Here is a 19472-nt window from a genome sequence, read left to right on the forward strand (position 1 = left end):
ACACCCTCTATCGGGGGTAATGCCCCGATAGGGTTGAGTTGTTGATCAGTGGTTTGGCGGCACGTGACCGAATGCCGCCAGTAGCTCGGTGACATCGGTGGGCTGGCAAACGATGCGTTGGACGTAGAGATCGAGGCTACCCACCGAAACGCAGGTCTCCGGTTTCTCCTCGCTATCAAAGTCGCTATCGCCGTCCTGCAGGAAGAAGAGATTGATCGGGCTGTCTGCCTGGACCAAGACCTCTCCGCCGTCGTTGTAGCGAACCAGGACATTGACCGTAACGGTTTCGCCTTGCTGGGCTACCGTCAGGGTCCACGGCTGCTGCGTACCGACGCCACCGCTCAGGATGAACGCATCCGTGGTATGCGGCTCAGGAACGCTCTGCAGATCGACGACGCAAATATCGAACCGCTGCGCCGCCAACGCTCCCATGCCGTCCATTAGGAACCGTCTGGCTGCATCTTGCATGTCGTAACCGACAGCTTGATCAACCAGTTTGAAACCGCGGGAAACGAGCGAACAGGTGTAGGTGAGTTTCATGACTATCTCCGGGAGTAGGAGGTGGTCATGCCCCGAGGGGGACATGGCCACCCAGGGGGTTAGGAAACGTAGACGCTGCGACGGGCAACCCAGGAATACTGGCTGGCGCCGCCTGCGTTCAGGTGGTTCTCGATGAGGGCGTCGATTTCCTTGGAGGAAAGCGGGTCGACCTCACGGTCGTTGCTGACAACATCCACCAACGACGATGGATGCTAACCCTCGTGCAACTGCCAGAAACGCAGAGCGGCGATGAAGGTATGAAGGGTACGATCGTTCATGGTCTGCTCCTAAAAGCGGGGCTGCATGATCCCCACGCGGGATCATGCAGCCCCGCGCTGGGTTGGTAGTGTGCTGACTAGACGTCAGCTGGCTTTCATGGCATCGACCTCGATGACGGAGAGGTCTGCTCAGCAAGCCTTCGCTTGCTCAAAAGACTTGGCCTGAGGCCTGCCCTCGGAAGTTATACCGGGTGGGATATATAGCAGGTTGAGATGCCACCGCCACAGCCTCTCAAGATGCGCACTGTAGCGCTAGCTGTACCGGTGCCAAGCATAAGCACTTGACTAGAGCAGACTTTTACCCGAGGTATTCATTCATTTGGTTTAAGTTGGGTAGATGGGAATTCAGACTGCGCTATACGGGGCTAGCATATACTAGCGATCTTCAAATCGACGGGGTGTCGGCGTCCCCTGCAGCTCAGTGTCTTTGAAGAAGCGAATGTGGTGCAACACCGAAAGCTTTGCGGAAAGACCGGCTGAAATGCGAAAAATCGGTGAAACCGAAGTCCAGTGCCGCCTCGGATACACTGCGACAACGTCCCTGCTCCATGGCCTGGCGGCTGGCGAGTAGCCGCTCCTGCAGGACCACGCTCATCAGCGTCTTCTGGTGACGGGCGAAGGCCCTGGTCACGGTGCGAGTCGACACATGGTGCGCCTGGGCAACACTCTCTAGGTTCAGGTGCGGATCGCTTAAGTGTCTCAAGACGTGGTTCATCAGCCGCGGGTAAAGATCTCGCTCGGCCACGGCGCGCTCTGAACCCTGCAGTTCCAGGCTGAGCACCAGCAGGTCGAGCAGCGTCTGGGAGAAACGCAGCGAATAGGCCGGGGCTTCCAGCGCCGGCATGCCATCGGCAGCCTGGCGCAACATCTCCCGCAATGGCACGACGCCAGGCCGGGCCTCATCAAGCACGGTGGCGGTGAGCCGTTCCACGCCGGGTAGCCGGGTGCTGAGCAGGTAGCGCGGGATACGTAAAAGGCAGTGGCTGCCACCTAGACTGAAATCGAAGGCCTGATCGGCGTCGTAGAGAAACAGTCGATCCGGGGCCAGGACTGCCTGTCGTCCGCCCTGCTCTAGCTGTCCATGACCTCCTTGGCTTAAGCCGAGCCAGAGATCATCGTCCGGCCCGCTGCGTAGGTGGCTGGCATTACGCCGCCAGTGGTGCAGCGGTGCGGACAGCGTACAGACGTCCAGCAAGCCCTGAGATACGACCTGGAGCTGTGCCTCGAAATCCAACCCGGATTCGGGCCGACTGGAGGCCGGGATGCAATGCCGGCAGACGACTTCCTTCCAATATTCGAAGCGCCGCTGCTTGGAGACGACCTGAGTGGAATAGTGCGTGCTGCTCACGGTGCTCATCCTCGCTAGATCAATGCCGATCTATAGCGGCCATTCACGGCAAAAGCCATGCCAGCCCCGCACTAGAGCAGGTCGCGTTGCCGTCCAGGCCTTAGCCATCTCGCGCCTTGCCACATTTGCCAGGAAGCGGAAGGCGGCGGTGCAGCTAGCCCTTTGGCCCCGTAGCTAAAGAAACGCTGCCTAGGCTGCACTCAATCAAGGCAGCGGTGCTCCGTAGCGATCCGCGCTGGTGCAGGCCGCAGCGAGTCAGCGCCGCTGTCCCTCACAGTCAAGCCCCTGTCCTGCAGGGACAAGCCGGCCCAGACGGCTGCGCCTTATCTTGAGCCTTAGCGAAACCTAGACCCGCAGGTATCGAGATGATCAGCACTGGCACCTCTCTTTCTACCACCGAATGGGTAAGTGCCCATCCTGGTGAGCTGGTGGCCGAAGAAGCCTTGGCGCTACTGATCGTAACGGCCTGGCAGCACTTGGTGCTGCGCCTAAGCAGCCGAGCCAGGGTTCGTCGGTAACAGCCTATCCCGCCGTGTGTTGAGGAGATCACTATGGAATCCGCCATCGCCAAGCACCTACAATGCCCCCGCACCCTGAGTCGTCGCGTACATGACGAGTACGAGCCGCCGTACCCCATGTTCGTCGCCCGCGCAGGCGAAGACCTGACTCAGGTGGTAATGGCCTACCTCGGCGTGCAGTTCCGCCAGGAGCGGCGCGCTGCGGCGCTGCACGCGCTGCGGATCATGGTGGCCAGCTTCGCGGGGATCGACGGCCCCGGCAATCACGACCTCACCTATCACGAAGATGCCCGGGGCTACGGCAACTTCATCGTGGTGGGTTATTGGCGCGACCCCGAGGCCTACTGCCGCTGGTTGCGTTCGCCTGAGGTCGCGGAGTGGTGGGCGGCCGACGCCCGTCTGCAGGAAGACCTAGGTTATTTCCGTGAGGTAATAGCGCCGCGCGCCGAGCAGTTCGAGACGCTGTACGCCTTCACGGAGGAGCTACCCGGGGTCGGCGCCCTAATGGATGGCATCAGCGGCGATATCCAAGAGCACGGCTATTGGGGGTCGGCGCGGGATCGCTTTCCGGTCTCCCAGACCAGCCGGATGCAGCCTGACTCCGAGCTCCAAGTAATCTCCGGCGATCCACAATTAGGTGGCCGGGTGGTGATCCGCGGCCATGACAACCTGACGCTGATCCGCTCCGGCCAGGACTGGGTCGAGGCCGGCCAGGAAGAGCGCGATATCTACTTCAATGAATTGCTGCCGCCGCTGCAGGCGGGCATGGATTTCCTGCGCGACGAAGGCCAGCCCCTCGGCTGCTACAGCAACAGATTCGTCCGCAACATCGACCTGGACGGCAACCTACTGGACATCGCCTACGACATAGGCCACTGGCGCTCGCTGGACAAGCTGGAGCGCTGGGCGGAATCGCATCCGACACACCTGCGCATCTTCACCACCTTCTTCCGGGTGATCGGCGGCCTTTCCAAGCTGCGGCTGTACCACGAGGTGTCGGTCGCGGACGGCAACAGCCAACAGTTCGAGTACATCAATTGCCATCCGGCCACGGGCATGCTGCGCGACGCCAAGCCGCTGACACCTTAACGCAGGCCTACTCCTCAAGCCCCGTCTGCCCTGGGTGGACGAGGAGCCCATTGCCCGAAAAAGGAACTTCGCCATGAAAGCCGTCCGCTTCTCCCTGACACTCAGTGGCGTTCTAACGTCGCTGTCCGCCGCTGCAGTAGAAGTAGCGCCGGGAGACTATGAGCAGTATCCCGCCGGCGTCACCATTGGCGCTCTGTATTACCAATACTCGACGACGGATGCCCTCTACAGCAAGGGCCATAAGGCGAGTTCGGACTTCGACCTGACCTCGAACGTCGGCATCTTGCGGCTGCTGCATGTTTATCAGTTGACCGACCGCATCACCATCGATCCGCAATTCCTGCTGCCCTTCGGTCATATACAAGGGCGCGGTGACGCCGCGGCGCTGGATAGCACCACGGGTATCGGTGATCTGATCCTGACTGCCCCGATCAAGTATCGCCTAAACGAGGCCCGCGACACGCTCAGTGCCACCGCCTATCTCTATGTACCGACCGGCAGCTATGACCGCGACGATGCGCTCAACTTCGGCGAGCACCGGTGGAAGGTCGACATGCAGGCTGCTTACATCAAGCACTTCAACGAAAAATGGGCAGTCGATCTCGTCGGCGACACCATCTGGTACGGCGATAACGATGACTACGGCAGCGCTTCGGTACGCCGCGAGCAGGATGTCTCCTATGGCGCCCAACTGATGGTGCGCTATATGCCCGACGCGACCTCCTCCCTGGCCGTGGGCTTCGGACACAACTGGGGTGGCGAAACCCGCGTCGCTGGCATTGACCAAGATGATCGACAGAACACCACCAACGCTCGCTTCACTGCGACAAAGTTCTTTACCGCGAAGGATCAATTGCAGCTGCAGCTTGGACGCGATCTCAAGGTGAAGAACGGCACCCGCGAGGACTTCCGCCTGAATCTGCGCTATGCCCACGTCTTCTAGCGCCTCGCTGACAGCAAGGGCAGTTCTGTCGTAGTGATCACGCCCAAGCCTGGGACATTAGCAAGCCCTCCTAGATACCTAGCCGCCTCAGTGGCTCGAGAAAGGAACTTTTCCATGGCAATCACCCGCCCCACCCCCGCCCAGCTCCAGGCACTTGCCGGCCGCCTGCACATGCAGTTGAGCACCGACCAGGCGCAGGATTACCTGGCGCTGATGCAGGCTAGTTTCGACGCCTACGACCTGATCGACGATCTCCCCGACGAAGTCCCGCCGGTACGATTCGCCCGCGGCGCCGGCCACCGGCCCGGTGCCGCGGAAAATCTGCTCAACGCCTGGTACTACCGGGCCGAAGTCCAGGGCGCCGATGGCGGCAAACTGGCCGGGCGCACCGTGGCGCTTAAGGACAATATCGCCCTGGCCGGGGTGCCGATGATGAATGGCTCCGCCACCCTCGAAGGCTTCGTGCCGAGCCACGACGCCACCGTGGTGACCCGCCTGCTGGAGGCCGGCGCCACCATCCTGGGCAAGGCCACCTGCGAACATTTCTGCCTGTCCGGCGGCAGCCACACCTCGGATCCCACCCCGGTACACAACCCTCGCCGGCAAGGCTACAGCGCTGGTGGCTCCTCGTCCGGCAGCGCCGCCCTGGTCGGCGCCGGGATGGTGGACATGGCCATCGGTGGTGACCAGGGCGGTTCCGTCCGTATCCCCTCGGCCTTCTGCGGCACCTATGGCATGAAGCCCACCCACGGCCTGGTGCCCTACACCGGGGCCATGCCCATCGAGGCGACCGTGGATCACCTCGGCCCCATCACTGCCAACGTGGCCGACAACGCCCTGATGCTGGAGGTGATCGCCGGCGCCGATGGCTTGGATCCGCGCCAGTACGCGCCGCCGGTGGCTGCCTATACCCTGGCCCTGGATCGCGGGGTGGCGGGTTTGCGCATCGCGCTGCTCAGCGAAGGCTTCGGACTGGCCAACCAGGATCCACGAGTGGCGGACCGGGTGCGGGAGGCCGCCGCACGGCTGGAAGGCCTCGGCGCCCGGGTCGAGGAAGTTTCGGTACCCGAGCACCTGCTGGCCGGCGCGCTCTGGCAGCCCATCGGCTGCGAGGGCCTCACCGCTCAGATGATGCACGGCAACGGCATGGGCTTTAACTGGAAGGGTCTCTATGACGTCGGCCTGCTGGATGCACATAGCGCCTGGCGCGAGCGGGCCGATCACCTCTCGCCCACCCTTAAGCTGTGCATGTTCGTCGGCCAGTACGGTCTCGAGCGCTATCGCGGGCGCTTCTATGCCAAGGCCCAGAACATCGCCCGCCGCGCCCGGGCCGGCTATGACCGGGCGCTGGAGCGCTATGACCTGCTGCTGCTGCCCACCGTGCCCATCGTGGCCCAGCCGCTGCCGGCAGCGGACGCCACCCTGGCCGAGTACGTCGCCCGCGCCTTCGAAATGATCGGCAACACTGCCCCCCTCGACATCACCGGTCATCCGGCGTTGTCGCTGCCCTGCGGCACCGTGGACGGCCTGCCAGTAGGAGCGATGCTGGTGGGTCCACATTACGCCGAAAGCACCATCTACCAGGCCGCCGCGGCCTTCGAGGCCAGCGTGGACTGGCAAACCCTGTGAGACGGACCCATTTGTACCGAGGAGGAAGCCGCATGAGCCATGACCATCATCACCACCATGACCATGACCATGACCACGACCATACCGAGCCGCCGGAGGACGTCGCCCTGCGCGTCAAGGCGCTGGAATCGCTACTACTCGAGAAGGGCCTGATCGATCCGGTCTCCATGGATGCCCTGATCGATACCTACGAACACCAGATCGGCCCGCGCAATGGCGCCCAGGTGGTGGCCAAGGCCTGGGCCGATCCCGAGTACCGCCGCCGCTTGCTGGAGGACGCCACCACCGCCATCGCCGAGCTAGGCTTTTCCGGCGTCCAGGGCGAGGACATGGTGGTGGTGGAAAACACCCCGGCGGTGCACAACGTCACCGTGTGCACCCTCTGCTCCTGCTATCCCTGGCCGACCCTGGGGTTGCCGCCCGCCTGGTACAAGTCCGCCCCCTATCGCTCGCGCATTGTCATGGACCCACGCGGGGTGCTGGCCGAGTTCGGGCTGAGCATCGCCGCGGACCGGGAAATCCGCGTCTGGGACAGTAGCGCCGAACTGCGCTACCTAGTGCTGCCGCAGCGCCCGGACGGCACCGCTGGCTGGAGCGAGGAGCAACTGGCCGCCCTGGTCACCCGCGATTCCATGATCGGTACCGGGCTGGCGCTGCCGCCCGCGGCCGCCTAGCAGAGGAGCTTTGCCCATGAACGGTATTCACGATCTCGGCGGCATGCACGGCCTGGGCCCCGTGGCCCCGCCCGCCAGCGAGCCGGTGTTCCATGCCGAATGGGAGCGGCGGGTGTTCGCGCTCTTTCCTTCGCTGTTCGTCGGCGGCTATTTCAATGTCGACGAATTCCGCCACGCCATCGAACGGATGTCGCCCAACGAATACCTGGAATCGAGCTACTACGAACATTGGCTGCACGCCTTCGAGACGCTGCTCGTGGAAAAGGGCGTGATCAGCGCCGAGGAGCTGCACGGCCAGGCCAAGCCGACAGCGCCGACCCAGCCGGTCACGGTCCTGACGCCCGAGCTGGTCCAGCCGGTGGTCCTGGGCGGGGCCTCAGCCCGGACCACCCATGGCGAGCCGGGACGCTTCCAGCTCGGCGATCAGGTGCGGACCCGTAACCTCAACCCCGCGGGCCACACCCGCCTGCCGCGCTATGCCCGCGGCAAGCTCGGCACCGTCGAGCGGGTGCACGGGCTGTTCATCACGCCGGACACCGTCGCCCATGGACTGGGCGAACAGCCGCAGCAGGTCTACGCGGTGCGCTTCAGCGCCCGGGAACTCTGGGGCAGCGACAGCCCGGACTCCATCTGCATCGACCTGTGGGACAGCTATCTGGAGGCGGTATGACGACTAAAGTATTCGAACAGCCCCTGTCGCCCAGCGGAGAGGGCCCGGCCTTCGACAGCCCCTGGCAGGCCCAGGCCTTTTCCCTGGTGGTCCATCTGCATCGCGGTGGGCTTTTCCCATGGCAGGACTGGGTGGCGATCTTCAGCGCCGTGATAAAGGAAGCACCGGTCACCGCCACCGAAAGCGTCAACGACGCCTACTACCGGCAGTGGTTGCTGGCGACGGAGCGCCTGGTGGAAAGCCTGGGCCTGACCACGGCGGCGGCCATCGCCGAGCGCACCGAAGCATGGCGCCAGGCCTATCTCAACACACCCCACGGCCAGGCGGTGGCTCTGAGCCACGCCAGCTGTCCGCCGACCACCGGGCACCACCACCATACGCCTCGCCGCGCGCCCGTAGCCGTCAGCCAGGCGCTCTAGAACTCAATCCCCCCACCCTTGCGCCGCCTCAAGGCGGCCTGGAGATCGTCATGCATATCGAACCTGGACTCGTGGATGCCGGCAAGATCGGCCTGAGCTACCTGACCGCCGCCGGTGCCGGCGCCTACGGCCTGAAAATGCTGGGAGCGACGCTGCGCGAACATGGCCTGGGATCGCTGCTGGCGCGCAGCCTGGCGACCACCGCCCTGGTGTTCGCCTTCTTCGAGGTGCTGCCGCATTACCCGGTCGGCGTCTCCGAGGTGCATCTCATCCTCGGCTCGACGCTGTTCCTGCTCTTCGGTGCCGCACCCGTGGCCCTGGGCCTAGCCTTGGGCCTGTTGCTGCAGGGCCTGTTCTTCGCCCCCTTCGACCTGCCGCAGTACGGCATGAACGTCACCACCCTGCTGGTGCCCCTGTTCGCCACGGCGGCGCTGGCCAAGCACCTGATCGCCCCCGGTACACCCTACGTGGCCCTCACGTACCGCCAGGCGCTGGCACTGTCCACCGCCTTCCAGGCCGGCATCGTCGCCTGGGTGGCCTTCTGGGCGCTCTATGGCCAGGGCTTCACCAGCAGCAACCTTGTCGCCATCACCAGCTACGGGGGTGCCTACCTGAGCGTCATCCTGCTCGAACCCCTGGTCGACCTGGGAGTGCTGGCCCTGGCCAGACGCGCCACGCGCCTGCAAGGCCATGCCTGGCTCGAACGCCGCCTCTATCAAACCGCTTGAACGAAGGACTGCCTATCCGGCGCCAGGTTTGGCGCCGGATAGGTCGCAAAGGAGTTGCCGATGGACCTCTTCAGTAGCACCTTCAAGCGCCAGCTCGATGGCCTCATTAACGCCCTGGAGACTGGCGCAAGGGCGACCCCGTTCACGACGGCGGACCCAAGGCTGAAACGACTGGAAACCGCCGTCGACCAGCAACTCGCCGCGCGGCTGGACCTCGTCAAACAGGTCAGAGAACTGCAGCTGCAGACGGAGCGACTGGATGTTCAATGCCAGGCTTTGCAGCGGCAGCTGGCCTTGGCCGAGCGACGTTGGCAGCAGGTCGCGCCCGCCAAGGGGGCCTGTTGGGAACTCAGGCTACCCGCCCCTGGCCAGGGGCAGGATGAGCCAAGGCTGCGCTGGTCGGCAGACATTCCCGGTCTCGGCGTCTTGCCGACGCGGTTCCCGGCCTGGCTGGAGCTGATCCATCCAGACGAGCGCACGGAGGTCAGCAACGCCCTGCTCACCCCTCAAGGACCTAACCCATTCAGCTTAGAACTGCGCCTGGCAGAGGGCGCTGGCACCTATCGAGGCTTCACCTTGCAGGGTCGATGCCTCGCTGCCGCCCCGGGGGAGCCACCGCTGCTGCTGGGCACGCTACAGGACGTTCACGAGCAGCGTAGCCGCGACCAGGCCCATGCCCTGCTCAAGACCCGCTTCGACATCGCCCGCGACTGCATCCAGGATGCCCTCTGGGATATCGACATCAAGGACGGCGACCCGGCCAACCCTGCCAATATCATCTGGTTTTCCCCGCAGATGCGGCGCCTGCTCGGCTACGAGTCGGTGGAGGAATTTCCCGACGTGCTCCACAGCTGGCTCTCCCATCTGCATCCGAAAGACAGCGATCGCGCCGTGCAGGCCTTCGTCGAGCATGTCGGCGACCGCAGCGGCAGGACGCCTTTCGACGTCGCCTATCGACTCCGGTTGCGCAGCGGCGACTATCGCTGGTTCCGCGGACGCGGCGAAAGCCAACGCAGTGCGGACGGCACCGCATTGCGCACGGTCGGCGCCATCATCGATATCCAGACCCAGGAAGAGGAACGCTGGTTGCGCCAGGAGTACGAGCAGCAGAGCGCGGCGGCCCAGGCCACCCTGCAACGCCTGACCCGCATCGTCAGTACCATCCAGGGCATCACCTATCAGACCAACCTGCTTGCACTCAACGCGGCCATCGAGGCGGCACGGGCTGGCAGCGCCGGGCGCGGCTTCGCGGTGGTCGCCGACGAGGTGCGCAAACTGGCGATCCGCGCCAGCGACGCTACGACGGCCGCGGTCGAGATGCTCGAGGGTCAGACGCAGGCCAAGACTCCCGGTGGAGGAAAAGCCTGACGTGGGCGGGATCGTCTAAGGACGCACCAGCTCCACGATCAGCCCGGCGACACCACTGGCCACGGCGTCGTCGGCCTGCGCCGGGGGCAGGGCCAGCAGCAATTGCGCCAGACCTTCCAGCGCAAGGCTTTGCTCACGCCCCTTGCAACGAAGAACGGCGCTCAAGGCCTGGACCTGCTGGCGCCTGATCCCCCGGATGCAGGTCTGCTGCCGGGGAGTCAAATGGCGAAATTCGTGATGGGCCACCTGGGCGGACGCTTGCTGCGCCTGGACTAGCAGGAGATAGTCTGCGAGCAGCGCTTGGGGTGCCTGCCGGGCTCGAAGTTTGCACGCCGCGGCCTTGAACAGTTGCAGCACCTCCAGCTCGTAGTCCTCGATCAACTCGAACAAGAGCTCCTGCTTACCCTCGAAATGGTTGTAGAGCGAGCCGGGCAGCAGGCCCACGACGCTGGCCAGCCGGCGTAGGCTCACCCCGTGGTAGCCATCCTGGCTGAACAATTCCAAAGCGGCCTGCCGCAGGCGCTCGCCGGTGCCATCGATGGCTTCGTGCGACGCGGCGGCAGCCATTGCCTAGTCACCCAGATGCCGGGCGATGACCAGGCGCTGGATGTCGCTGGTGCCTTCGTAGATCTGGCAGATGCGGGCGTCCCGATAGATCCGCTCCAGCGGATAATCGTTCAGGTAGCCGTAGCCACCCAGGGTCTGCAAGGCCGCAGAGCAGACACGCTCGGCCATTTCCGAAGCGAACAGCTTGGCCATGGACGCCTCCACCAGCGCCGGTCGCCCGGCATCGCGCAGGGCCGCCGCGTGCAGCACCATCTGCCGGGCCACGGCGATCTCGGTGGCCATGTCCGCTAGGCGGAAGGCCACCGCCTGGTGTTCGACGATGGGTTTGCCGAAGGTCTGCCGCTCGTGGGCGTAGCCCCTGGCATAGTCGAAGGCGGCGCGGGCCATGCCGACGGCCTGGGCGGCGATGCCGATACGCCCGCCCTCCAGATTGGCCAGGGCGATGCGATAACCCTCTCCTTCGGCGCCCAGCCGGTAGCTCGCCGGCACACGCACCCCATCGAGCTGGATCTGGCAGGTGTCGGAGGCGTGCAGACCCAGTTTGTGCTCGACGCGCACTACCTGGTAGCCGGGGGTATCGGTGGGCACCAGGAAGGCGGAGATGCCCTTCTTGCCCGCCGCCGGATCGATGACCGCGAACACCAGAACCACCCCGGCCCGGCTCCCGGAAGTGATGAATTGCTTGGCCCCGTCGATGACATAGTGGTCACCGTCGCGCCGGGCCCGGGTACGCAGGTCGCTGGCATCGGAACCCGCCTGGGGCTCGGTGAGGGCGAAGGCACCGATCATCTCGCCCGTGGCCAGGGGCGTTAGGAAGCGCTCTTTCTGCTCGTCGCTGCCGAAGCGATCGATGGGCACGCAGCCGACCGAATTGTGTACGCTCATGATGGTGGAGCAGGCCCCGTCGCCAGCGGCGATCTCTTCCAGGGCCAGGGAATAGGCGACGTAGCCGGTGTCGCAGCCACCCCAGGTATCCGACACCAGCATCCCCATGAAACCCAACTCGCCCATCTCCCGCAGCGCATCACGGGGGAAGGCACCGCTGCGGTCCCAGTCGGCGGCATGGGGCTGGAGGCGCTCCTGGGCGAAGCGACGGGCCATATCGACGATGCCCTGTTGTTCTTCGGTTATCAGCATGGCCGTTCTCCTTGCATGGATGGGATGGCTAAGCGCTCTGCCGAGTTGCCTGGGCCTTGGCGATTTCCTGGTTGCGCAGGATGAAACGTTGCAACTTGCCGCTGGGGGTCTTCGGCAGCTCGGCGACGAATTCGATCTCCCGCGGATAGGCATGGGCAGCCTGGCGCCGGCGCACGTGCAGGCGCAGCTCCTCGGCCAGCGCCGGACTCGGTTCGAAGCGGGGATGCAGCACCACGAAGGCCTTGATGATCTCGGTGCGCTCCGGGTCGGGCTTACCAATCACCGCGGCCTCGATCACCGCCGGGTGCTCGATCAGCGCACTTTCCAATTCGAAGGGGCCGACGCGATAGCCGGAGGTGGTGATGACGTCATCGGCGCGGCCGACGAAGCTGATGCTGCCGTCGGCGTTCAGCTCGCAGGTGTCGCCGGTCAGGTAGTAGTGGTCGACGAAGGCCTTGGTCGGGCTGCCCAGATAACCCCCGAACCAGCACAACGGCGACTGCGCAAGATCCAGGGCCAGGATGCCGGGCACGCCTACCGGCAGTTCCTGCCGCGTCGTCTCGTCCAGCACCACCACCCGGTGGCCCGGGCTGGCGAAGCCGGCCGTGCCAGGCTGTACCGGATGGCGCAACGCATGATGATTGCACAGCACCATGCCCAGCTCGGTCTGGCCGTAGTGATCGTGAATAGGGGCATGCAGCTGCTCGGCGAACCAGCGGATGACCTCCGGGTTGAGCGGTTCACCTGCACTACTCACCACCCGCAGGCGGCCGCGAAGGGTCTGGCTGACCGCCTCGCCGCCGGCGATGAGCAGGCGGTAGGCGGTGGGCGAACCGGCCAGGTTGGTGATGCCATGCTCACGCACCAGGCGACAGGTACTCTCGGCGGAGAAAGGGCCGTCGTAAAACAGCATGGGATGGCCCAGCGCGAGGGGGCCGATGACCGCGTAATAGAGGCCATAGGCCCAACCCGGGTCGGCCAGGTTCCAAAAGGCATCGGCGGGTCGCAGGTCGATGGCCTCGAGCATGTAGCCCTTGAAGGCGACGATAGCCTTGAGCGGCACGGCCAATGGCTTGGCCGGTCCGGTGGTACCCGAGGTACACATCAGCAGGAAGGGATCTTCCGCGGTCCGTAATACGGGGTTGAAGAGGGTCGGCTGGCGCTCCAGCTCGTGCCAGAAGCTGAAATCGCCCCGCTCAATGCCTAGGCCGCGTCGCTGACCCACGGTCAGGATCGCGGGGCAACCTGGCACCTCGTCCAGCTTGCTGCGATTGCCGGCATCTGTCACCACCAGACGCGCCTGAGAGACTGCCAGGCGATGCTCGATGGCATTGGGCCCGAAGGCGGTGAACAGCGGCTGGTACACCGCGCCGAGCCGCCAAGTACCGAGAATGGCGATCAACAATTCCGGGGTGCGTGGTAGCAAGCCGGCGACTCTGTCCCCTGGGCCTATGCCCTGGCTGGCGAGAAAGCCAGCGAATTGCGCGGCACGCTGCTGCAGCTCGCGGAAGGTCCAGGACTCCCGCTGGCCCTCGCGGCCCTCCCAGATCAACGCGATCCGCCCGGGCAGCGCGTGTTGATCGCAGCATTCGACGCAGGCGTTGACGGCTGCAAGCGAGCCGCTCAGGCGCTCGGCGACACAGGTGGCATAGTCGAAGCGAGCATGGACTTCGGCATAATCCTGCATGACCCCTTCCTCGATCTTGTTGTTTTAGAGTGGGATCGACTCTAGCGCGCGCGCTCCGCAGTGCAATGACCTAAAGCGCCTAAGGGCGTGAGCATTTTGGTCAGTCAAGCAGATGTACTATCGGCGAGGATAAATTGACGATAGTGGCCCGGGTTGATACCAGTCCATTTGCGAAAGCTTCTGTGGAATGCGCGTGCATCTGAAAACCCCAGCGCCACTGCGATGTCATCGAGAGTTCGGTCGCGCTCAGCTAACCATTTGATAGCACGCTCCCGGCGCACGCTGTCCTTCAACGCTTGATAGGACTGCCCCTGCTCTGCCAATCGGCGGCGAAGCGTAGCTGTAGACAGGTTGAGATCTTGTGCGAGAGTCGCGGCTGTCGGCCAACAATCCCCAGGCAGGGACCGCAGACGACCTTTTAAAATCTCGGCCAAGCTGGTCGCATCGCGATAGCGTTGCAAAATATTATTCGGCGCGACAGCAAGAAACTTAGGTAAGTCTGATAGATCTCGCCGTATTGGGGCTTCGAGTATTTCTGCCGCGAATATCAAACGACTGTGCGGCTGACCGAATCTTAGATTATTCGAAAATAGCACTTGATAATCATCGGTGAAACCAGGCTCAGAACAATCTAACTCTACCGCCATCGATGGAATACGTCTGCCAACTAACCAGCAAGCGACTCCATGTATGATTAGCCAATAAGTAAAGTACGTAAAGGCCCTATGGGCCTGGTCCTCCGGACCGCGCAGTAAGATCGATGCTAGGCTGTGCTGCCTGATCAACTGCGCGCTCAAGCTCTCGAAGTTAATATTTAAAAATCTGAGAGCTAATTCCAAAGCATCGCCCAAGCGTGACTGGGTCAAGCAGAGTCGGCAAAGGAAGGCGAAACTTCCAGAGCGTAAGCGACGAGGATCCATTCCAAAGAATTCGTCGTCAAAGTGCAACGCTAGACGGCGCCAAATACGGCCATAGACCGCTACTGGAACTCTTGGACTTGAAAGACAAGCAGGGTCAACGCCAAGGTCGGCCAATAGCGCCCCTTCGCAACGCTCAGCCGTAACAAACGCCGCGAGTGCCTCGCGAATAAGCTCTGTCGCTATAGTTCCGCGCGATGGCATAATCTATTTTGACTCAATATTTTCAGATATCGTTGACTGAATATTTTCGCACTAAAGCTCTTCCAACACGCGCTTGTAGCGTAGCAAGGTGCGTATCTTAGCGAGCTAAGCCCTACCCTTAGGGTATTGACTTCTTGCAAATTAGCCAATGGTTTTTTCTTAGAAGAATGCGGATGGTGCTGAAGTGTACCCGCAGTAGAGGTAAAATTCGGGGATTCTGGACACCTTAATATGTCGAAAACTCTCACTCAGTTCACGATGTCGATACCAGAGTAGTCTGCTCAGCAAGCCTTCGCTTGCTCAAATGACTCGGTAAAAGACCCGCCCCCGGGCGGGGGCAGGTGTGTCACGCAACAGTCAGCAGGGCGGCACGCGTCCGCCGCAGCGTCTCTCGGGATTGCGGCATCCCGCGATCAGTCCCGGTGTCTAAGCACAGGTCCAAACCAAACTCAGCGATCAGCTGGGAGGCGTTCCCAGGCGCTGCAACGGCGGCGCCGGCGAGGCAGCTGATCAGCAGCTGAGCAACGTCCTCCCCGGGCAGTGTGCTGGTGACCACGTCGTCACCGGTTCTGCGGTCCCGCACGATCAGCTGATCGGCTGCGGGCGCCGTTGTCAGCAGCTTGCGCAGCGTCGGCGTGACCTGCAGGTTCTCCAGCTCAGAGGCTTTGCTCTTCAGGTCGGCCAGCTTGGTGCTGATCGCGTCCAGCTTCTTGTCGGCGTCGGTCTTCTCCAGGTCATTGGCCGCCAGCTCGATCGCCTGCAGCTGCTTGGCGAAGCCTTCCAGCCCATAGGTGCTCTGGCCGGCCTGCTGCATGTCCAGCAACATCTGGCGAGCCTGCTCGGCCTGCTCCGTTGCCGTCTTGAAATCGCCCTGGCGGAGTGCCGACTGGGCGGAAGCCTTGGCTCCGCGCTGGGTCTCTTCCAGAGCAGTTTCCAGATCACGGAAGGCATTCACCTGCCGCAGGGGCTTTTCCACCTCGCGCACCAGGGCGCCGTATTCCTTGCGGAAGCCAGCGATATTCCGCTGCGCATCGGTCAGGTCGGCCTGCAGCCGGAGTTCAACGTCTGCCATGGTTCAGGCCTTCAGGGATCGCAAAAAGAGGCGCCAGGGGTATTCCAACACTCGGTGATGTCCCAGGCGAATCAGGGTGCAGATGGTCGCTTCGAGATGGGCTAACGCTTGCCCTGGGTGCTGGCCAGACGTGCCAGCATCCCGAAAAAATCGCGGTTCAGCTTCTTGCAGGCGTCCAGCACCTGGCGCAACTGGCTCGGGCGGAGCGTCTCGATATCGGCAGGTTCCAGCGAGGTCATCAGGCAGATATCGACTAGGCGCGCCTCCTCGAACAGGCTTCCGCCCAGCATGTCGCCATCCTGGTCAGGTATGCGGCCGGAGAACCTGAGCATCGTCGCCCCAGACGTAGTGGGCGATCAGCGGGCGACTCTGCTCCTTTGGCGCCGGTATGCGCAGGAGATACGGAGCTGGATAGACGCTGGCGCCAGGGTGATCATTCCCCTGCAGGCTGGATCGCTATCAGCCGGCGAGCTGCTGCAGGAAGCGGTCGGCCTTCTGGGTACCAAGGCGTTCTGCGCCGGTATCCCTTCCAACCTCGCCGCAATGACCGCCGCCGACTGTCGTACGCTTGAGCACAACGACTTCCACATCCTGGGACGGGTGGTGATGACCGATGAGCTACGAGACAAGGTCCAGGCTCTGCTGGCCGGCAACGCCGGAGCTGCGATCAGCTCTGACGCGAATTGGCTGAGATCTCGCACGAGGCAGATCGCCGGCGCAGTGGAGATGCTGCGTGGCACCCCGAACTTGCTGCAGACCCGCCGCACCCGCGCAGTGAAGGCGCTGCTCAAGCAAGATGCGTTCGGAAGCCTCGATCAGCTGGCGCCGCGGTAGAAAGCGGGCGCCGCGGCTAAGAGGATAGGCCTACTCGTCGCTGAGCCTCAGCCGTACGAGCGCGCCGGTCAACGCGCCGCCAAGCGGCGCCCTGCTCCCGACCGCACCGTGTCATAAGCGATCAGACCGTAGGCAAGGGCCACCCCGCCCGGCGCCACATACATCACCACCTGAGCCATCAACTGCGCCATAGCCTCTAGCTGCTGCTGCATCCGCTCGGCCATATCGCCGGTGGCTTGCACAATTATCATGCCCACGAACCCGACGTTTGTGACTAGCCCGATCGCGATCGCGAATGCCAGCATCCAAGCAGCGTGCTTACGGACGGTATCGAAGCCGACCAGCAAGCCTACACACAGTCCCATGCAGATCGTGTAGTACCAGAACGTCCAGGCGGTGAAGCCAAGCTCCTCCCCGCCCTTGCCGATCAGCACGCTGAAAAACGCGATACCGGTCCCCAGGAAGGAGCCTGCTACCAAACTCCAAAACAAACGGCTAATCGCTTTCATCTCGTTCTCCCGTGCAGGCATCCTCAGCAGACTATGCGGTGTCGCTGGGTGCCGGCGGATGCGCTGTGCCCCCCCAAGAGCCCAGTCGCTGAGCTCGCGCTTACTGCAGTCGCGTAACCCTTCACTAGATCTTCAAGGCTTTGCGCAGGTGGCTGCGCGCATATTCGCCCCCCAAATTGGGGTGAACTCGCGCGACGCACTTTCCACTCATCACGAGGGATGGAACGGGCATCGCAGCCCACCAAAGGGGTCGAACTCTGGATTGCGTCCCGGTAGGACCTGGCAACCTGCGCATTGCCGCCGGCTTCGGCGCCAACGTCCGCCTTCTATCCTAATGCCGAGGTCACATGACATCCCCAGAACCACTATGCCTATTCCTCTCCCGGGGCGATGCGGAACGGTTCCGGCCAGCCGCCGGCAGCCACCTGGTGTCTATCTCCGATGGCCCCGAGGACCCGGCAGCGATCGACGAAAACCATTGGGAAAGCGTCAGCTACCACCACTTCATCGACGCAGGCTTCGATGAGGAAACCATCGCGCTGTATGGCAGCAATTTCGAACGTACCTTCCGGGACTACCTGCTGATGCCCAAGGCTGAAGAGCTGCGAATTCGATTGGATACTCTGGCGGCGCAGCGCGTAGCCGTGGTAATCAACTGCCAGGCAGGCAGATCGAGAAGCGCAGCAGCTGCTGCCTATCTCCGAGATCGACACGGGTACCATCTCGAAAAGCCGACGCCGGATGCGAACATGTGCGTGCTCCGGATGCTCTCCCGCGAGGCCTCCCTGATGGCAGCCTACCGCGAGGCCTCTTGGCAGACCGAGTCCGAGCCCGCGCCTGGTGGCTTCCTGTCGACTATCAGGTCACTGCTATCCAGGCTATAGGTCATGGGGGTCTACCGACTGGAGATGCCGGTGCGCCGAGCCAAACGGCCGCCCACGATCAATCGCCGGCGGAGCCCCGTCCGCCCCTGAAAAGCTGCTCCCGGAACATACGGTCTAGCAGCGCGCGGTTCCGGACCGCGGCGGCCAGGTAGCGTCGGGGGATCTTGTCTTTAACCAGGCGATAACCCTCAACGGCCTCTCGGTGAAGCCATACGTACGCGGCGATCTGGAATGCCAGAACTACCGAAGGCAGGATCGCCATCCACCAGCGCCAGCCGCCGGCGACGCTGACCATCACGCTTAGAGACATCAGGACCAGCCCCCATGCCAGCAGGCCCTGGCGGCCGGCGAAGAACGGCCGCGCCGATAGGTAGGCGTGGATAGCGCCGACGCCCAGCGCTTCGCGCCGATCCAGAGTCTGCAGCTGTTGCAGCACTCGCTCGAGGTCCTGTTCGGTTGGTTCGTTCTTGAAATCGGGAAGCATCCCATGGCTCTCGTTGGGGGCAGTTGTAGTTTGCGAGAACACCGCGTACCGCTCAGAACGTTATCGGATAGCGTCAGTGACGCCCGCTCAAAGACGGACTCCCGTTGCCGGGCCGGGCGTCGCCGTACGGTATTCCACGAGGCAAGGCGTGGGTGATCCGGAAACGTGGATTGTACCCGCCCACTGTGTCGCGGCGATCGACGGACAATCGGCCCAGGCTCTGAGGCCGCTGGCGCAGAAGTCACTGCATACGTCCGGAACATTGGGTTCACGCCCCCAGGCGGTGTGAACTCGGCCTTGCATTTCCACGGGAGGCGGCAAGCTTGGCTCTGGCAGCGCCACGCTGCAAATTGCCACCGCCAAGGAGCGATGCATGCCCTCACCGAACTGGACCCCCTCCACGCTTTACGCCGCGCTGGCATCTGGCGTTTCTGTCAGCAGCTTCGCCTTCGACGTCGCCCTTCTGGACCAGCAAGACGCGATTCGCGTCGTATTGCCGGCGATGGGCGACCTCGAGATCTACATCGCTGTCGTCAACGACGTAGTCGTGGTCGACTCGGCCCTCGTGCCTGCTGAGGCGGTCAGCGACGCCCGGGCCTTCAATGCTGCGGTCCTTTCATCCCGCAGCCTATTCCCGCTTTCCGCTATCGGCCTCGAGACCGACGCTGATGGCGCTGGCCATTACGTCATGTATGGCTCGCTGCATGCCGGCTCCGACCTGGCCACCGTACTGACCGAAATCTTCACGCTGGCAACCAACGTGCAAACCGCGGCCGCGACCTTCCAATCTTTCTTCAAGCAGCAGGACTCCCTATGACCAGCCCCTCCATCCTCTCCAAACTCGTCACGCTGTTCCGCGGTAAGGTCACCGAGGCCGGTACCGCGGTGATCGACGCCAACGCGACCACCATCATCGACCAGGAAATCCGCGATGCTCGGGCAGCGATCGATCAAGGCAAGCGCGAGCTGGCCA

Annotated in this window: 20 protein-coding genes and 1 pseudogene; 11 read left to right on the plus strand and 10 right to left on the minus strand. The window is 63.3% G+C overall.

All coding sequences use genetic code 11. The features are described from left to right. Positions 1-45: 45 nt before the first annotated feature. Both PVZ77_RS18930 and PVZ77_RS18935 read right to left on the minus strand, forming a co-directional pair. Positions 46-540 (minus strand): hypothetical protein, encoded by a 495-nt coding sequence (locus PVZ77_RS18930; RefSeq protein WP_273808459.1) that lies wholly within the window; start codon positions 538-540, stop codon positions 46-48. A gap of 696 nt (positions 541-1236) precedes the next feature. Continuing rightward, positions 1237-2166, minus strand: a complete 930-nt coding sequence (locus PVZ77_RS18935) for a helix-turn-helix domain-containing protein (RefSeq protein WP_443218060.1) — start codon at positions 2164-2166, stop codon at positions 1237-1239. Positions 2167-2717: 551 nt separating this feature from the next. Here PVZ77_RS18935 and oxdA point away from each other — a divergent pair. The 8 genes and pseudogenes from oxdA to PVZ77_RS26150 form a co-directional block, all read left to right on the plus strand. Continuing rightward, positions 2718-3773, plus strand: coding sequence for an aliphatic aldoxime dehydratase (gene oxdA, locus PVZ77_RS18940; protein WP_273808457.1), 1056 nt, complete (start codon positions 2718-2720; stop codon positions 3771-3773). Positions 3774-3846: 73 nt separating this feature from the next. Beyond that, a complete protein-coding gene (locus tag PVZ77_RS18945; RefSeq protein WP_273808456.1) occupies positions 3847-4716 on the plus strand; it encodes a transporter in 870 nt (289 codons plus the stop codon). Positions 4717-4830: 114 nt separating this feature from the next. Beyond that, positions 4831-6345: an amidase gene (locus PVZ77_RS18950; RefSeq protein WP_273808455.1), complete on the plus strand. Its 1515-nt coding sequence runs from the start codon at positions 4831-4833 to the stop codon at positions 6343-6345. A 32-nt stretch (positions 6346-6377) separates the two neighbouring features. Next, positions 6378-7019, plus strand: coding sequence for a nitrile hydratase subunit alpha (nthA, locus tag PVZ77_RS18955; protein WP_273808454.1), 642 nt, complete (start codon positions 6378-6380; stop codon positions 7017-7019). Positions 7020-7035: 16 nt separating this feature from the next. Then, complete coding sequence (nthB, locus tag PVZ77_RS18960) at positions 7036-7689, plus strand: nitrile hydratase subunit beta (RefSeq protein WP_273808453.1); 654 nt, start codon at positions 7036-7038, stop codon at positions 7687-7689. Continuing rightward, positions 7686-8108, plus strand: a complete 423-nt coding sequence (locus PVZ77_RS18965) for a nitrile hydratase accessory protein (protein WP_273808451.1) — start codon at positions 7686-7688, stop codon at positions 8106-8108. Before nthB ends, PVZ77_RS18965 begins: the two co-directional genes overlap by 4 nt. Positions 8109-8158: 50 nt before the next feature. Continuing rightward, a complete protein-coding gene (locus tag PVZ77_RS18970; RefSeq protein WP_273808450.1) occupies positions 8159-8836 on the plus strand; it encodes an energy-coupling factor ABC transporter permease in 678 nt (225 codons plus the stop codon). A 651-nt stretch (positions 8837-9487) separates the two neighbouring features. Beyond that, positions 9488-10204: pseudogene (locus PVZ77_RS26150) on the plus strand (methyl-accepting chemotaxis protein); the annotation flags it as partial. Between the two features lie 15 nt (positions 10205-10219). Here the strand turns inward: PVZ77_RS26150 and PVZ77_RS18980 are convergent. From PVZ77_RS18980 to PVZ77_RS19005, 6 genes are all read right to left on the minus strand, one after another. After that, entirely contained in the window at positions 10220-10771 is a 552-nt protein-coding gene (locus PVZ77_RS18980) for a TetR/AcrR family transcriptional regulator (protein ID WP_273808447.1), read from the minus strand. Between the two features lie 3 nt (positions 10772-10774). Further along, positions 10775-11908 (minus strand): acyl-CoA dehydrogenase family protein, encoded by a 1134-nt coding sequence (locus tag PVZ77_RS18985; RefSeq protein ID WP_273808446.1) that lies wholly within the window; start codon positions 11906-11908, stop codon positions 10775-10777. 28 nt (positions 11909-11936) lie between these two features. Continuing rightward, entirely contained in the window at positions 11937-13595 is a 1659-nt protein-coding gene (locus PVZ77_RS18990) for an AMP-binding protein (protein WP_273808444.1), read from the minus strand. Positions 13596-13699: 104 nt separating this feature from the next. Then, positions 13700-14716 (minus strand): AraC family transcriptional regulator, encoded by a 1017-nt coding sequence (locus tag PVZ77_RS18995; RefSeq protein WP_273808442.1) that lies wholly within the window; start codon positions 14714-14716, stop codon positions 13700-13702. A gap of 346 nt (positions 14717-15062) precedes the next feature. Then, positions 15063-15788, minus strand: coding sequence for a hypothetical protein (locus tag PVZ77_RS19000; protein ID WP_273808441.1), 726 nt, complete (start codon positions 15786-15788; stop codon positions 15063-15065). 101 nt (positions 15789-15889) lie between these two features. Next, positions 15890-16078: a hypothetical protein gene (locus PVZ77_RS19005; protein ID WP_273808440.1), complete on the minus strand. Its 189-nt coding sequence runs from the start codon at positions 16076-16078 to the stop codon at positions 15890-15892. 139 nt (positions 16079-16217) lie between these two features. Here PVZ77_RS19005 and PVZ77_RS19010 point away from each other — a divergent pair, with 139 nt between their 5' ends. After that, a complete protein-coding gene (locus PVZ77_RS19010; RefSeq protein ID WP_273808439.1) occupies positions 16218-16622 on the plus strand; it encodes a hypothetical protein in 405 nt (134 codons plus the stop codon). Positions 16623-16690: 68 nt separating this feature from the next. On the opposite strand, the gene PVZ77_RS19015 is transcribed toward PVZ77_RS19010, so the two are convergent. Beyond that, positions 16691-17131, minus strand: a complete 441-nt coding sequence (locus tag PVZ77_RS19015) for a hypothetical protein (RefSeq protein ID WP_273808437.1) — start codon at positions 17129-17131, stop codon at positions 16691-16693. Between the two features lie 428 nt (positions 17132-17559). Here PVZ77_RS19015 and PVZ77_RS19020 point away from each other — a divergent pair, with 428 nt between their 5' ends. Then, a complete protein-coding gene (locus tag PVZ77_RS19020; protein WP_273808436.1) occupies positions 17560-18015 on the plus strand; it encodes a hypothetical protein in 456 nt (151 codons plus the stop codon). Between the two features lie 58 nt (positions 18016-18073). Here the strand turns inward: PVZ77_RS19020 and PVZ77_RS19025 are convergent, their stop codons facing one another. Next, complete coding sequence (locus PVZ77_RS19025; protein ID WP_273808434.1) at positions 18074-18499, minus strand: hypothetical protein; 426 nt, start codon at positions 18497-18499, stop codon at positions 18074-18076. Positions 18500-18872: 373 nt separating this feature from the next. Between PVZ77_RS19025 and PVZ77_RS19030 the strand changes: the two genes are divergently transcribed. Beyond that, the gene (locus tag PVZ77_RS19030; protein ID WP_273808318.1) at positions 18873-19316 is read left to right on the plus strand and encodes a DUF2170 family protein; all 444 of its coding nucleotides are present in this window, start codon (positions 18873-18875) and stop codon (positions 19314-19316) included. The last annotated feature ends 156 nt before the right edge of the window (positions 19317-19472 follow it).

Source organism: Pseudomonas sp. SHLD1 (genome assembly GCF_028640935.1).
In the GTDB taxonomy this organism is placed as follows: Bacteria; Pseudomonadota; Gammaproteobacteria; order Pseudomonadales; family Pseudomonadaceae; genus Chryseomonas; species Chryseomonas aestiva.